This is a genomic window from Massilia phyllosphaerae (assembly GCF_034659755.1).
Taxonomy (GTDB): Bacteria; Pseudomonadota; Gammaproteobacteria; order Burkholderiales; family Burkholderiaceae_D; genus Telluria; species Telluria phyllosphaerae.
Genome location: NZ_JAXSQX010000005.1, coordinates 254,575 through 268,538, shown reverse-complemented (window position 1 = coordinate 268,538; position 13,964 = coordinate 254,575). Strand labels below are relative to the sequence as shown.

Genomic DNA, 13,964 nt, shown 5'->3' with positions numbered 1-13,964 from the left:
GCCTATGGGCGTCGGGATCTCAATGGCTAGACTGCTATCACATCGATCACGCATTTGAAGGAACACATCATGGCTGACAATCAGACCGACCCATCCGACGACAAGCTCGACGCCCCGACCGGCAAGCAGGACCGCGCCCAGGTCCCGCCCGGCTCGAAAACCGGCACCGACACCCGTGACAGCGCCGGCGGCGGCGGCACCGTGCGCGGGCCCGGCGGACCCGACACCGGCAGCGATGCCATGCCCGGCCAGAGCAACGCGCTGTAGCGAAGCCATCGCCGTGTCGGATGTGTCGCCGACGGCTGCCTGTCCGCCACTAAATAAAAAGGTGGCCGTGCATGCTGCACGGCCACCTTTTCACGTCTTGCAGCGGGAGCGCTCCCGGCTTACACGCCGACCATCGACACCGCCTTGGTGTTCAGGTACGACTCCAGTGCCTCCGGACCGCCTTCCGAACCGTAGCCCGAATCCTTGATGCCGCCGAACGGCAGCTCGGCGCTCGGGGTGGCCGGCTGGTTAATCCACAGCATGCCGACTTCGACACGGTTCATCAGCAGCTGGGCATTCTTGATCGAGCGCGTGAAGGCATAGCCGGCCAGGCCGTAGGGCAGGCGGTTGGCTTCGTTGATCGCGTCTTCCAGGCTGTCGAAGCCACGGATGCCGGCCACCGGACCGAAGGGCTCGTCATTGAAGATGCTGGCGTTCAGCGGCGCATCGGCAATGATGGTCGGCGCGAAGAAGTTGCCGGCGTCGCCGACGCGTTCGCCGCCGGTGGCGATGGTGGCGCCCTTGGCGCGTGCGTCTTCGACCACTTGGCTCATGGCGGCGATGCGGCGCGCATTGGCCAGCGGACCCAGCGTGGTGCCGTCAGCAAGGCCGTCGCCTAGTTTCAGGCCTTCGGCGTGCTGGACCAGTGCGCGCGTGAATTCTTCCTTGATGCCGTTGTGGACCAGGAAACGGGTCGGCGAGATGCAGACCTGGCCGGCATTGCGGAACTTGGCGGCGCCGGCAGCCTTGACCGCCAGCTGCACGTCCGCGTCTTCGGCGATGATGACCGGGGCGTGGCCGCCCAGTTCCATCGTCACGCGCTTCATGTGGGCGCCGGCCAGCGCGGCCAGCTGCTTGCCGACCGGGGTCGAGCCGGTGAAGGTGACCTTGCGGATGACCGGGTGCGGGATCAGGTAGCCCGAGATCTCGGCCGGGTCGCCGAACACCAGGCCGACCACGCCGGCCGGTACGCCGGCGTCGACGAAGCACTGGAACAGCGCCGCCGGCGATGCCGGGGTTTCCTCTGGTGCCTTGCACAGGAACGAACAGCCGGTCGCCAGCGCGGCGCCCAGCTTGCGCACCACCTGGTTGATCGGGAAGTTCCACGGCGTAAAGGCGGCGACCGGGCCGACCGGTTCCTTCAGCACCAGTTGCTGGGCGGCCGGGTTGCGCGACGGTACGATACGGCCGTAGACGCGCATGCCCTCGGCCGCGAACCAGTCGATGATTTCGGCGCCGGCCAGGGTCTCGCCCTTGGCTTCAGCGAGCGGCTTGCCCTGTTCCTGCGTCAGCAGGCGGGCGATGTCGCCGGCGCGCTCGCGCAGCAGATTGGCGGCGCGGCGCATGATGGCTGCGCGTTCGGCTGCCGGGACGGCGCGCCAGGCTTCGAAACCTTTCTGCGCCGCGGCCAGCGCGCGGTCGAGGTCGGCGATGCTGGCATGGGCAACCGTGCCGATGGTCTGGCCGGTGGCCGGGTTCAGCACCGGGATCGTCTTGCCGCCGCTGGCGTCGCTCCATTCGTTGGCGATCAGGAGGCGGGTATCGGGATAGCTGGAAGTCGTCATCGTTGTGGTTCCTTTTCTGGATGAGGCATATATGATCGCACCGCTGCGGATTGTTTGCTTAACACGGCGAAGAACGAAAAAAAACGCCGGGCAAGCCCGGCGTCGTCAGGGTGGGACGAGGAATCGTGATCAGGCGGCTTCGCGCACCGGACGCAGGTCCTGGTTCTGGTCGGCGGAGCCCGGATTCTTCAGTTCTGCGGTCAGGCGATCCTTGTCCAGTTCGCCTTCCCACTTCGACACGACGATGGTCGCGACACCGTTGCCGATGATGTTGGTCAGGGCGCGGCATTCGCTCATGAACTTGTCGATGCCCAGGATCAGGGTCATGCCGGCCACCGGGATGGTCGGGACCACGGCCAGCGTCGCTGCCAGCGTGATGAAGCCGGCGCCGGTGATGCCCGATGCGCCCTTCGAGGTCAGCATCGCCACCAGCAGGATGGTCAGTTCCTGGGTGAGGGTCAGTTCGGTGTTGGTGGCCTGGGCCACGAACAGGGCCGCCATCGTCATGTAGATGTTGGTGCCGTCCAGGTTGAACGAGTAGCCGGTCGGGACCACCAGGCCCACCACCGATTTCGGGCAGCCCAGCTTTTCCAGCTTGCGCATGATGGCCGGCAGGGCGCTTTCCGACGAGCTGGTACCCAGCACGATCAGCAGTTCTTCCTTGATGTAGGCCAGGAAGCGGAAGATCGAGAAGCCGGTGAACTTGGCGATCGTACCTAGCACCAGGGCGACGAACAGGAAGCAGGTCAGGTAGAAGGAACCGACCAGCGAGGCCAGCGGGATCAGCGACTTGACGCCGTATTTGCCGATGGTGAAGGCCATCGCGCCGAAGGCACCGATCGGGGCCGCTTTCATGATGATGTTCACCACGCCGAAGATGGCGTGCGACAGCGTTTCGATGCCGTGGGCGATCGGACGGCCGCGTTCACCCATCATCGACAGCGCGAAGCCGAACAGGATCGCGATCAGCAGCACCTGCAGGATGTCACCCTTGGCGAAGGCACCGATGAAGGTATCCGGGATGATGTTCATCAGGAAGTCGGTGGTGGTCAGCGCCTTGGTCTTCTCGGTGTACTGGGCGATCGAGTGGGTGTCGATGGTGGCCGGGTTGACGTTGAAGCCGGCGCCCGGTTTCACCAGATTGGCGACGATCAGGCCGATCGCCAGTGCGAAGGTCGACACGACTTCGAAGTAGAGCAGGGCCTTGCCGCCGACGCGGCCGATCTTCTTCATGTCCTGCATGCCGGCGATACCGGCAACCACGGTACAGAAGATCACCGGGGCGATGATCATCTTGATCAGCTTGACGAAGCCGTCTCCCAGCGGCTTCATCGCGGTGGCGATACCCGGATCGAAAATGCCGAGCAACACGCCGATCACGATCGCGAACAGCACCTGGATGTAGAGTACTTTGTAGAAAGGTTTTTTCATGATGAGCATCATGCGTTAATAGTAGTGCTGTCATCATTACGCAAAATATCTGCGTGATCTATTGTGGAAACCCGCAATGTTGCCGCTGATAACTGTTGTGCGGTATGTGAATATTAGAGGCGTGGAGCCTGCCTGCGCTTATTGAATGTCGCCCCTGCGAAGGCAGGGGCCCAAGTAGCCCGCATCGCGATAGCGCATGCTGAACTTGGACCCCTGCCTGCGCAGGGGCGACGTGCCGACGACAACACTGTAACGGCCACTACCAGTGGACCATTACGGCCGGCGGTAGACCATCCCACCCTTCATCACGAACCCCACCTTGCGCAGCGCCGCGATATCCGCGGTCGGATCGCCGTCCACCGCCACTACGTCCGCCAGCGCGCCATTCTTCAGCGCCCCCAGTTCCTGCTTGCCCAGGATCCCGGCCGCGACCACGGTTGCCGCCCGCAGCGCTTCCGTCGGGCTCATCCCCAAACGTACCATCCACTCCATCTCGCGCTCGTTGGTGCCGTGCGTGAAGACGCCGACGTCGCTGCCGTTGCCGATCGTGACACCCAGTTTCCTGGCCAGCTGGAACGCGCGCGCGGCCTGCTGCATCGCCGGGGTCGGGGTGCCGCCGCGCACGTGCTTCTGGAAATATTCGCCGATGGCTTCCGGCGCGGTCAGGGTCGGCACATAGGCGGTCTTGCGCTCGACCATCAGTTTGAACGTCGCCTCGCTGGCGCCGTAGCCGTGCTCGATGGTGTCGACGCCGGCCAGCACCGCCAGGCGGATCGCGTCGTCGCTGCTGGCGTGGGCCGCCACCCTGCGTCCGGTGACATGGGCCGCCGCCACCATCGCCTTCATCTCTTCCAGCGTGAAGGTGGGGCGGGTGCTGCCGTCGATGCCGGTGCGGTAGTCGGCGTAGATCTTGATCCAGTCGGCGCCGTGGGCCGACTGTTCGCGCACCGCCTTCACGCCCTCGTCGACGCCGGTCGCCTGTTGGGCGCCGTAGGGGATCTCCATGTCGGGGCGGTAGCTGCGTTCGGCCGGGCCGTAGCTGGCGGTGGCGACGATGGCGCGCGTGGCCACCAGCAGGCGCGGACCCGGCACCTGCCCCTCGTCGATCGCGCGCTTGATGCCGACGTCGTCGTAGCCGGCGCCTTCGGTGCCGAGGTCGCGCAGGGTGGTGAAACCGGCCTGCAGGGTGTCGGCCGCGTGGCGCACGGCCAGGGCGACGCGGTAGGCGGGCGCTTCCTTGATCACCTGGTCGTCCCAGGTGGTCTCGTTATAGGGATGCAGCAGGACGTGCGAATGCAGTTCGATCAGGCCCGGGATCAGGGTCTTGCCCGGCAGGCTGATGCGTTCGACGCCGGCCGGCACCGCAAGGGAATCGCTGGGGCCGACGCCCTGGATGCGGCCCTGGGCCACCAATACGCTCCAGCCGGCGTGCGGGGCGCCGTCGCCGGTCCAGACCCTATCGGCGCTGAGCAGGATTGGGCGCTGAGGTTCCGCCTGCCCGGCTTGCTGGGCATCCGCGCCGCAGGCCAGCAGCGCCAGGGTAGCGAAGGCAAGGTGTCGAGGCCAAATACGCATGTGTTCCTCTTGTCTCAATCAAATGTAAAGCCGACATCATAGCCGAGCGCATCGGGCCTGGCATGCTGTCTCTTAGTGACAATTTTGCTAACTCAACTTTGAGTTTCACGCAAGAAAAAAGATCGTTTGGACAATGTTTTCAGGTTTTTACGACAACGTTCAAAATTCCTTGTGTTAATACAAATCCGGCAATAGTATTGATGCGCGTCATTGTTTTCCTTTCATCAAAAAATGAAAAAAGCATCGTAACAACACCGGAAACCATCAGTCCAGAGAGAGGGCATCGCATGAAAACGAAGTGTTCGACCCTGCAGCGCACCCGGCCACAAGCCACTCGCCGTATTCCCAGCATGAGTTCCATCGCAGTCTGCGTCGCCCTGGCCTTCACGGTCGCGGCACCGGCTGCGCAGGCAGAGACGAAACCGACGGCGCAAGCAGTGCTGGGACAGCGCGCCGCACCGTTCTGGCAGAGCCTGTCGGCCGGAACTTCCGCAGCACGCACGACGTCGGCCAAGGCGCCGGCACTGCAGTTGTCACGCTTCCATGCCACCACCCTCGACCTGCCGGGCATGCAGTCGCTGACGGCGTCCGCGCCGCGCGAGCAATCGCGCGCGGTCGCCAGTGCGCTGACCATCTCGCTGCCGGCGCCCGACGGCAGCTTCCAGCGCTTCGTGCTGGAAGAATCGCCGATCATGGAAGAAGGCCTGGCCGCCAAGCACCCGGAGATCAAGACCTACCGCGGCAAGGGCCTGGATGACCCGAACGCCACGCTGCGCATGGACATCACCCCGCTCGGCCTGCACGCTTCGGTGCGCTCGCCGAACGGCGGCTGGTACGTCGATCCTTACTACAAGAACGACACCAGCGTCTACGCCGCCTACAGCCGCGCCGACCTGGTCAACCCGCGCGCGCCGCTGGTCGAGGGCCGCCTGGACGAATCGGCACTGACCCTGTCGCGCAGCCTGTACAACCAGGGCGACAGCGTGCAGGTGAGCGGTTCCGGCTTCAAGCCGGGCGCCAGCGTCGAACTGGCCGTGCGCGCCGAAGGCGACGAGGTGCCGCTGCAGACCCTGCGTGTCATCGCCGACAAGAGCGGCAACATCAGCGTGACGCTGCCGGCCGGCGTCCGCTCGGGCGCCTACTCGATCAGCGCCAGCAACGGCAACGCCGCCGAAGCCTCCTTCCTGGTGGTCGATGCCGATGTCAGCGCGCGCGCGGTCGGCGATCAGCTGCGCACCTACCGCCTGGCGCTGGTCACCGACCCGTCGTACGCGAGCTACTTCGGTGCCGCCAACGTGACCGCGGCGAAGGTCACGCTGATCAACCGCGTCACCCAGATCTACGAAGAAGAAACCTCGATCCGCCTGGTGCTGATCGACGCCACCGACAGGCTGAACCTGAACACCGCCGCCGACATGACCGGCGCCAACGGCCCTTGCGGCGGAGACGCCTGCTACACCACCGCCCAGGCCGCGACCTGCGGCAGCGGTACGCTGACGCGCAACCGCGTCGTCACCGGCCTGCTGGCGGGCGCCAGCAACTTCGACATCGGCCACATCGGCCTCGGCCTGAACGGCGGCGGCATCGCCAGCCTGGGCGTGGTTGGCCTGAACAGCAAGGCCCAGGGTTGCACCGGCATTCCGACTCCGGTGGGCGACTTCTACGCCGTCGACTACGTGGCGCACGAGATGGGCCACCAGTTCGCCGGCAACCATACCTTCAACGGCACCCAGTCGAACTGCTCGACCAGCAACCGCAATGCGGGCACCTCGGTGGAGCCGGGCAGCGGCTCGTCGATCATGGCCTATGCCGGCATCTGCGGCACCGACAACCTGCAGCCGCACAGTGACCCGTACTGGTCGCAGCGCAGCTTCGACGAGATTACCGCGCATACCTCGGCTGCCGAGCAGACGCTGAACGAAGTGCAGATGGGTGTGCTGTCCGGCTTCAATACGAATGGCCAGCAGTTCCAGCTGTCGTACAACGGCAATCTGTCGGCACCGATCGTGCGCGGCTCCAACTACACCACCACCGGCATCAAGGCGGCGATCGAAAGCATCGCCGGCTGGCCAACCGGCGGCACGGTGACCATCACCACCCTGACCGATACGGCGTTCACGATCACCTACGGCGGCACCCTGGCCGGCATCAACGTGCCCAGCCTGCAGCTGCTGAATGCTTCCAGCGGCGCCACCGGCTACGTCGGCGAGATCGCCGCCGGCGGCCCGACCACGCGTCGCGGCACGGTCAGCTCTACTGGCAACACGGCGCCGCAAGTGACGGTACCGGCCGGCTACACGATCCCGGTGCGCACACCGTTCGCCCTGACCGGCAGCGCCACCGACATCGACGGCGATGCGCTCACCTACATGTGGGAACAGAACGACCGTGGCGCCACCGGCACCACCAGCGGCACTGGCCTGGTCAGTAACGTCAAGACCAACGGCCCGCTGTTCCGCCAGTTCGGCACCCGTGCCGTGGTCTCCAGCACCGACACCCTGCTCTACAATTCGCCCGGCGAAAACCACGTGGACGGCAACCCGACCCGCGTGTTCCCGGACATGGCGCAGATCCTGGCCAACAACACCAACGCTGAAACCGGCACCTGCCCGACAGCGTCGGCCACCCCGACCGCGGCCCAGATCGACTGCTTCTCGGAGTACCTGCCGACCGCTGCCTACGTCGGCGCCGCCGGCGTCAACGCGTCCCCGGCCTCGCTGAACTTCAAGCTGACGGCGCGCGACGGCCGCGGCGGTGTCAACAGCGCCACCACGACCCTGACCCTGGCCCCGGCCGCCGGTCCCTTCCTCGTCACCTCGTTCAACAGCAACGTGACGGTGGACGGCGGCAGCACCCAGACCATCACCTGGAGCGTGGCCAACACCAACGTCGCCCCGGTCTCGACCGAGAACGTCAAGATCTCGCTGTCCACTGACGGCGGCCTGACCTTCCCGACCGTGCTGGCGGCAAGCGTGCCGAACAACGGCAGCGCGACCGTCACGCTGCCGACGGTCGTGACCTCCAGCGCACGCATCAAGGTCGAAGCCATCGGCAACGTGTTCTTCGACGTGTCGAACGCCAACTTCGCGATCCAGCAGCCGGTGGTGGTGACGCCGGTGCCGGGCGACGCCGATGGCGACGGCGTGGTCGGCTGCTCGGACCTCGCCATCGTCAAGGCATCGGTCGGCAAGAAACCCGGCCAGGCCGGCTATGACGCCCGCGCCGACGTCAACAAGGACGGCGCGGTCGATGCACGCGACCTGGCCTATGTCAACGCCCGCCTGCCGGCCGGCTCGACCTGCAAGTGAACCGCTTATTTACTGGAGAATCAACGATGACTAGTTGGAAAAAATTCCTTGCAGCGAGCGTGCTGGCTGCCGGCTGCGCCCAGGCCTGGGCCGTGCCGACCCTGACGACCGTGGTCACCCCGGCGCCTGCCACGCCCGGCTCGACCGTCAGCGTCGCCGTGAACATCGCGGACATCGCCGACCTGTACGCCTATAACTTCTCGCTGAGCTTCAACGCGAGCCTGCTGCAGCTGACCGGCTACAGCGCCGGCGCATTCCTGGGCGGACCGGACGACGCCTACTTCGGCGTGGGCGACGCCAGCGCCGGGTTCCTGTCGTATGTCTACGGCGGGGTGACGGGACCCGATGCCGGCATCAGCGGCAGCGGCACGCTGGCCACCTTCACCTTCCAGACGCTCGGCAGCGGCATTTCGGGATTGAATTTCTCGGACGTGCTGTTCGTGAACAGCAGCCCTGACGGCAACGGCGACATCGCCGTGACCGCCGTGAACGGCACGCTGGCGGTGCAGGCGCCGGTGACGCCGCCGACCGGCGACGTGCCGGAACCGGCCAGCTGGATGCTGATCGGCGTGGGCCTGGTGGCTGCGGGGGCGCTGCGCCGCCGCCGCGTGGGTGGCATGGCTGCGCAGGCTTGAACCACTAACTCGTCGTCCCCGCGCAGGCGGGGACCCATGCTGAATAACAGAATTCGGGTATCTGAAACGCTGTATTGTTTCAGGCATGCGACTTCGGAAACTCAGTATGGGTCCCCGCCTCCGCGGGGACGATGTTCATCTGCGACGCGTGAGGCTCATCCGCGAACGTGTCAGACCACGCCGCTATTCCAGATCCTGCATCGATTGTTCGATCCCCACCGCCACATCCTCCAGGAACGCCGCCCCCTTCGCCGACAGCGCGATACCCGGCACCGCCAGCTCGACCAGGCAATTCAGCGCCTGCCGGAACCATTCCATGTCCGTCCCCATCAGCGGCAGCGCATGCGCATCGATCAGGTAGTGGACGGCGCGGGTCAGCAGGGCCGTGTCGCGGCCGTTGCCGGCCACCAGCGCGGCGAAGTCCGCGGCTTCCGCCTCGAACCGGGACGCCAGCGTTTCCAGGATGTCGCGCGACACCTGCGGCTGGCCGGAAGCCAGCACCACGTGGGCCAGCTCTTCGCAGGCCTCGCGCAGGCCAGGCACGTGAATAGGGTCGTTCATCACTGCGCCGCCCAACCCCCATCCATGTTCCAGGCCACGCCGCGCACCTGGTCCGCCACCGGCGAGCAGAAGAACACCGCCAGCGCCCCCAGCTCTTCCGGCGTGACGAATTCGCCCGACGGCTGCTTTTCCATCAGCAGCGCCTTCTTGGCCTGCTCGTTCGACACGCCTTCGCGCGCCGCGCGGTCGTCGACCTGTTTTTGCACCAGCGGCGTCAGCACCCAGCCCGGGCAGATCGCGTTGCAGGTCACGCCGGTCTGGGCGTTTTCCAGCGCGGTAACCTTGGTGAAGCCGACCAGGCCGTGCTTGGCCGCCACGTAGGCCGACTTGGCGGCTGAGCCGACCAGGCCGTGCACCGAGGCCAGGTTGATGATGCGGCCCCAGTTCTTCTGCTTCATGTGGGGCAGGGCCAGGCGGGTGGTGTGGAAGGCCGAGGACAGGTTGATGGCGATGATCGCATCCCATTTCTCGGGCGGGAAATCCTCGACGTTGGCGACGTGCTGGATGCCGGCATTGTTGACCAGCACATCGACGCCGCCGAACTTTTCGCCGGCAAAGGCCATCATCGCCTCGATCTCGGCTGGCTTCGACATGTCGGCGTTGTGGTAGGCGGTCTGCACGCCGAATTCCTGGCCGATGTCGGTGTACAGCTTCTCGATCTGCTGGGCGTCGCCGAAGCCGTTGAAGACGATGTTGGCGCCCTGTTCGGCCAGCGCGCGTGCCATGCCGAGGCCGATGCCCGACGTGGAGCCGGTGACCAGGGCGGTTTTGCCGCTCAGTAAGGTTGCGCTTGATAAGCTGGATTTCATGGGTTCCTCGTTCGTGTAATTGGGCATATGGAGGGCTGTGTCGGGTCATCCTGGCCAGACTTGGTAGAATTCTAATCGCTCCGCCAGTTAAAATGTTGGCGGCCGACTAATGTGCGAGGTGCACCGTGCGTCGTGCAGATCGAGAATGGACTACCAGATGAGCGAACCAAGGCTGTCATCCGTGCAATGCAGCTCGCCGGCCGGCCTGCATCGTATGGCGTACAAGGAGTGGGGCGACCCGGCGAACCCGCATGTGCTGGTGTGCGTGCACGGGGTGACGCGCGTGGCCGACGATTTCGATGCGCTGGCGCGCGCCCTGTGCGACCGCTACCGGGTCGTGTGCCCGGACGTTGTCGGGCGCGGCCGTTCCGGACGCCTGCGCGACCCGGCGTATTACACGGTGCCGCAGTACGTGGCCGACATGGTGACCCTGGTCGCCCGTGTCACGGCCAACAACGCCGACGAGCGCGTGCACTGGTTCGGCACGTCGATGGGCGGCCTGATCGGCATGATCCTTGCATCGTTCGAAGACAGCCCGATCGAACGGCTGGTGCTGAACGATATCGGCCCGGTGCTCGATCCGGTGGCGATGGCGCGCATCGGCGACTACATCGGCCAGGACCTGCGCTTCCCGAGCTTCGACGCCGGCGCCGCCTTCGTTCGCGAAGTGTCGAGTGCCTTCGGCCCGCACAGCGACGAGCAGTGGCACAAGCTGGCCAGCGACGTGCTGGTGCAGGCCCCGGACGGCGCCTGGACGCGCCACTACGACCCGGGCCTGGCCAAGCCCTTCGCCGCGATCACGCCGGAACGCGCGCAACAGGACGAAGCCCAGCTGTGGGCCGCCTACGACGCGATCCGCTGCCCGACGCTGCTGGTGCGCGGCGAGCTGTCCGACCTGCTGTCGCGCGCGACGGCCGAGGAAATGAAGCGGCGCGGGCCGCGGCCGGAACTGGTGGAGCTGCCCGGCGTCGGCCATGCGCCGACCTTCCTGCAGCCCGACCAGATCGCACTGGCGCTGCGCTTCCTGACTGCTTGAGCCAGGACTGAATTTTTAGCTTTTTTTGTGTAACACGACTAGAGAAACCATGGAAATCAAACGACTGCACGTAGGCAAACGCCTGTCCGAAATCACCATCCACAACGGCACCGTCTACCTGGCCGGCCAGATCGCCGAAAATACGTCCGAGGACATCGTCGGCCAGACCCGCGAAGTGCTGGGGCACGTCGACCGCCTGCTGGCGGAAGCCGGCAGCGACAAGACCCGCATCCTGTCGGCGCAGATCTACATCGCCGACATGGCCGACTTCCCCGGCATGAACACCGTGTGGGACGAGTGGGTCGTGCCGGGCAATACGCCGCCGCGCGCCACCGTGGAAGCGAAGCTGGCCAACCCCGCGTGCCTGGTCGAGGTCGTGATCGTCGCGGCCCAGCCGTAAGGCGCGCCCATGGTATCGATTGCCGCGCTCGGCGACGCCAGCACGCAACTGCTGCACGGTCTCGGTCCGGACGACTGCGCGCGCGTCCAGACCGCCCTCGACTTTGCCGCCGAGGCGTATGGCGACCGCGTCACCGCCTGGGGCCAGGGCGCCTTCGAGTTCTCGCTCGGGGTGGCGGGCACGCTCGCCGTGCTGCGCGCCGATGCCGAGACCCGCATGGCCGGCCTGCTGTTCGAGCTGTGCATGGCCGACCCGCTCCAGGCCGAGAAGCTGGAAGACCGCTTCAGCCGCGAAGTCTCGGACATGGTGCGCGGCGTGCACCAGTTGATCCGCCTGCGCGACCTGACGGCCGCTCAGGCGCCGGTGGGGCGCGGCAAGAATGCGCAGCAGCAGGCCATGGCGCAGGTGGAAACCCTGCGCAAGATGCTGCTGGCGATGGCGTCCGACATGCGCGTGGTGCTGGTGCGGCTGGCATCGTGTGTCGTCAGCCTGCGCTATTTCGCCGAGCAGAAACGCTTCGACGAGATGACCCATAACTACGGCCGCGAAGTGCTGGACCTGTACGCGCCGCTGGCGAATCGCCTCGGCATCTTCCAGCTCAAGTGGGAGCTGGAAGACCTGTCCTTCCGCATGATCGACCCCGACACCTACAAGCGCATCGCCAAGATGCTCGAAGAAAAGCGCATGCTGCGCGAAAGCTTCGTGCAATCGGCGATCACGCGCCTCGAGGACGAGCTGGCGGCGGCCGGCATCAAGGCCGAAGTCAGCGGCCGCCCGAAACACATCTACAGCATCTGGAAGAAGATGCGCGGCAAGGAGCTCGATTTCTCCGGGCTGTATGACGTGCGCGCCTTCCGCGTGATCGTCGCCGACGTGCGCACCTGCTACACGGTGCTCGGCCTGGTGCACAACATCTGGACGCCGATCCCGAAGGAATTCGACGATTACATCTCGCGGCCGAAGCCGAACGGCTACCAGTCGCTGCACACGGTGGTGAACGCAGACGACGGCCGCCCGCTCGAGGTGCAGATCCGCACTCCGGAAATGCACAACCTGGCCGAAAACGGCGTCGCCGCGCACTGGCGCTACAAGGAAGAGGGCGGCTCCAACTTCAAGAGCCAGGAGTACGACGAAAAGATCGCCTGGCTGCGCCAGCTGCTGGCCTGGAAGAGCGAAGTGGCCGACGCCGTCACCGGCGCCGGCGACGAGGAACTGCAGCGCGAGTGGGTCGAAAAGCTGAAGTCGACCACGCTCGACGACCGCATCTTCGTGCTGACGCCGCAAGCGCGCGTGCTGGAGCTGCCGGTGGGCGCCACCCCGATCGACTTCGCCTACCACCTGCACAGCGAAGTCGGCCACCGCTGCCGCGGCGCCCGCATCGACGGCGTGATGGTGCCGCTGAACACGGCACTCAAGAACGGCCAGACCTGCGAGATCATCACCGCCAAGGGTCCGGCCGGCAGCGCCGGTCCGTCGCGCGACTGGCTCAGTCCCGGCTACACGGTCAGCAGCCGCACCCGTACCAAGATTCGGGCCTGGTTCCATGCGCAGGAACTGGAAGAGACCCTGGCCAACGGCCGCGCGCTGGTCGAAAGATCGCTGCAACGCGAGGGCAAGACCGCGGTCAACCTGGAAGCGCTGGCGCACAAGCTGGGCTTCGCCAAGGTCGACGACCTGTTCATCAGCGTGGCCAAGGAGAAGTTCAGCCTGCGCCACGTGGAAGCCGCGCTGCACGAATCGGCCGAACCGGCGCCGCAGGCCGAAGACGCGGCCGTGGTCAACAAGAGCCGCGCCTCGAGCGTGGAGCAGGGTGCCAAGTCGGGCGTGCTGGTGGTCGGCACCGAAGGCCTGATGACGATGCTGGCCAAGTGCTGCAAGCCGGCGCCGCCGGACCCGATCGTCGGCTTCGTCACGCGCGGCAAGGGCGTGTCGATCCACCGCGCCAGCTGCAAGAACTTCGCCGAGATGGCGTCCAAGGCGCCGGAACGCGTGCTCGACACCGAATGGGGCAGCACCGGCAAGGAGACGGTCTACCCGATCGATATCTTCATCCTGGCCAGCGACCGCCAGGGCCTGCTGCGCGACATCTCGGAAGTGCTGACGCGCGAGAAGATCAACGTCATCGGCGTCAACACCCAGAGCAGCAAGGGTACCGCGCGCATGGTGTTCACGGCCGAGATCAGCTCGACCGGGCAGCTGCAGAAGGCGCTGGCGGCGATCGGGGAAGTGGGCGGCGTGCAGGAAGCAAGGCGCCAGTAGGGTGGACGGCTCAACCTGTACAGGCGGAATCACCCTTATGCAAACGCCGTCCACGCGTGAAGCATGCATCATGTTGGCCGTGGGTTGCCTCTCCATGAGCCCCAATAACCGAGCCATG

At 65.8% G+C, this 13,964-nt stretch carries 12 protein-coding genes; 6 read left to right on the top strand and 6 right to left on the bottom strand.

Going from position 1 to position 13,964, the window contains the following annotated elements:
* Positions 1–69: 69 nt before the first annotated feature.
* The gene (locus U1H99_RS20055; protein ID WP_323143477.1) at positions 70–267 is read left to right on the top strand and encodes a hypothetical protein; all 198 of its coding nucleotides are present in this window, start codon (positions 70–72) and stop codon (positions 265–267) included.
* Between the two features lie 119 nt (positions 268–386).
* On the opposite strand, the gene U1H99_RS20050 is transcribed toward U1H99_RS20055, so the two are convergent.
* The 4 genes from U1H99_RS20050 to U1H99_RS20035 all read right to left on the bottom strand — a co-directional run bounded on the left by U1H99_RS20050 (position 387) and on the right by U1H99_RS20035 (position 5,199).
* Positions 387–1,832, bottom strand: coding sequence for an NAD-dependent succinate-semialdehyde dehydrogenase (locus U1H99_RS20050; RefSeq protein WP_323143476.1), 1,446 nt, complete (start codon positions 1,830–1,832; stop codon positions 387–389).
* 129 nt (positions 1,833–1,961) lie between these two features.
* Positions 1,962–3,263, bottom strand: coding sequence for a dicarboxylate/amino acid:cation symporter (locus tag U1H99_RS20045; protein WP_323143475.1), 1,302 nt, complete (start codon positions 3,261–3,263; stop codon positions 1,962–1,964).
* 273 nt (positions 3,264–3,536) lie between these two features.
* On the bottom strand, positions 3,537–4,838 hold the full coding sequence (locus U1H99_RS20040) for a metal-dependent hydrolase family protein (RefSeq protein ID WP_323143474.1): 1,302 nt from the start codon (positions 4,836–4,838) through the stop codon (positions 3,537–3,539).
* Positions 4,839–4,977: 139 nt separating this feature from the next.
* Positions 4,978–5,199: a hypothetical protein gene (locus U1H99_RS20035; protein WP_323143473.1), complete on the bottom strand. Its 222-nt coding sequence runs from the start codon at positions 5,197–5,199 to the stop codon at positions 4,978–4,980.
* On the opposite strand from U1H99_RS20035, the gene U1H99_RS20030 reads away from it, so the two are divergent.
* Positions 5,189–8,146: a reprolysin-like metallopeptidase gene (locus U1H99_RS20030; RefSeq protein WP_323143472.1), complete on the top strand. Its 2,958-nt coding sequence runs from the start codon at positions 5,189–5,191 to the stop codon at positions 8,144–8,146. The two genes, U1H99_RS20035 and U1H99_RS20030, sit on opposite strands and share 11 nt — an antisense overlap.
* Positions 8,147–8,172: 26 nt before the next feature.
* On the top strand, positions 8,173–8,781 hold the full coding sequence (locus U1H99_RS20025) for a cohesin domain-containing protein (RefSeq protein WP_323143471.1): 609 nt from the start codon (positions 8,173–8,175) through the stop codon (positions 8,779–8,781).
* Between the two features lie 183 nt (positions 8,782–8,964).
* On the opposite strand, the gene U1H99_RS20020 is transcribed toward U1H99_RS20025, so the two are convergent.
* Together U1H99_RS20020 and U1H99_RS20015 are read right to left on the bottom strand one after the other, a co-directional pair.
* The gene (locus tag U1H99_RS20020; RefSeq protein ID WP_323143470.1) at positions 8,965–9,342 is read right to left on the bottom strand and encodes a hypothetical protein; all 378 of its coding nucleotides are present in this window, start codon (positions 9,340–9,342) and stop codon (positions 8,965–8,967) included.
* Complete coding sequence (locus U1H99_RS20015; RefSeq protein ID WP_323143469.1) at positions 9,342–10,151, bottom strand: 3-hydroxybutyrate dehydrogenase; 810 nt, start codon at positions 10,149–10,151, stop codon at positions 9,342–9,344. The genes U1H99_RS20020 and U1H99_RS20015 overlap by 1 nt, the downstream gene beginning before the upstream one ends.
* 157 nt (positions 10,152–10,308) lie before the next feature.
* Between U1H99_RS20015 and U1H99_RS20010 the strand changes: the two genes are divergently transcribed.
* The 3 genes from U1H99_RS20010 to U1H99_RS20000 are packed head-to-tail and all read left to right on the top strand — an operon-like array spanning position 10,309 to position 13,846.
* Entirely contained in the window at positions 10,309–11,187 is an 879-nt protein-coding gene (locus tag U1H99_RS20010) for an alpha/beta fold hydrolase (RefSeq protein ID WP_323143468.1), read from the top strand.
* 49 nt (positions 11,188–11,236) lie between these two features.
* The gene (locus U1H99_RS20005) at positions 11,237–11,587 is read left to right on the top strand and encodes a RidA family protein (RefSeq protein WP_323143467.1); all 351 of its coding nucleotides are present in this window, start codon (positions 11,237–11,239) and stop codon (positions 11,585–11,587) included.
* 9 nt (positions 11,588–11,596) lie between these two features.
* The gene (locus tag U1H99_RS20000; RefSeq protein ID WP_323143466.1) at positions 11,597–13,846 is read left to right on the top strand and encodes a RelA/SpoT family protein; all 2,250 of its coding nucleotides are present in this window, start codon (positions 11,597–11,599) and stop codon (positions 13,844–13,846) included.
* The last annotated feature ends 118 nt before the right edge of the window (positions 13,847–13,964 follow it).

What these genes read in the sequence shown, in the direction of transcription:
- U1H99_RS20045 (WP_323143475.1), bottom strand. Translation starts at nt 3,263, where the DNA reads ATGAAAAAACCTTTCTACAAAGTACTCTACATCCAGGTGCTGTTCGCG.
- U1H99_RS20020 (WP_323143470.1), bottom strand. Translation starts at nt 9,342, where the DNA reads ATGAACGACCCTATTCACGTGCCTGGCCTGCGCGAGGCCTGCGAAGAG.
- U1H99_RS20035 (WP_323143473.1), bottom strand. Translation starts at nt 5,199, where the DNA reads ATGGAACTCATGCTGGGAATACGGCGAGTGGCTTGTGGCCGGGTGCGC.
- U1H99_RS20040 (WP_323143474.1), bottom strand. Translation starts at nt 4,838, where the DNA reads ATGCGTATTTGGCCTCGACACCTTGCCTTCGCTACCCTGGCGCTGCTG.
- U1H99_RS20055 (WP_323143477.1), top strand. Translation starts at nt 70, where the DNA reads ATGGCTGACAATCAGACCGACCCATCCGACGACAAGCTCGACGCCCCG.
- U1H99_RS20050 (WP_323143476.1), bottom strand. Translation starts at nt 1,832, where the DNA reads ATGACGACTTCCAGCTATCCCGATACCCGCCTCCTGATCGCCAACGAA.
- U1H99_RS20015 (WP_323143469.1), bottom strand. Translation starts at nt 10,151, where the DNA reads ATGAAATCCAGCTTATCAAGCGCAACCTTACTGAGCGGCAAAACCGCC.
- U1H99_RS20000 (WP_323143466.1), top strand. Translation starts at nt 11,597, where the DNA reads ATGGTATCGATTGCCGCGCTCGGCGACGCCAGCACGCAACTGCTGCAC.
- U1H99_RS20025 (WP_323143471.1), top strand. Translation starts at nt 8,173, where the DNA reads ATGACTAGTTGGAAAAAATTCCTTGCAGCGAGCGTGCTGGCTGCCGGC.
- U1H99_RS20030 (WP_323143472.1), top strand. Translation starts at nt 5,189, where the DNA reads ATGAGTTCCATCGCAGTCTGCGTCGCCCTGGCCTTCACGGTCGCGGCA.
- U1H99_RS20010 (WP_323143468.1), top strand. Translation starts at nt 10,309, where the DNA reads ATGAGCGAACCAAGGCTGTCATCCGTGCAATGCAGCTCGCCGGCCGGC.
- U1H99_RS20005 (WP_323143467.1), top strand. Translation starts at nt 11,237, where the DNA reads ATGGAAATCAAACGACTGCACGTAGGCAAACGCCTGTCCGAAATCACC.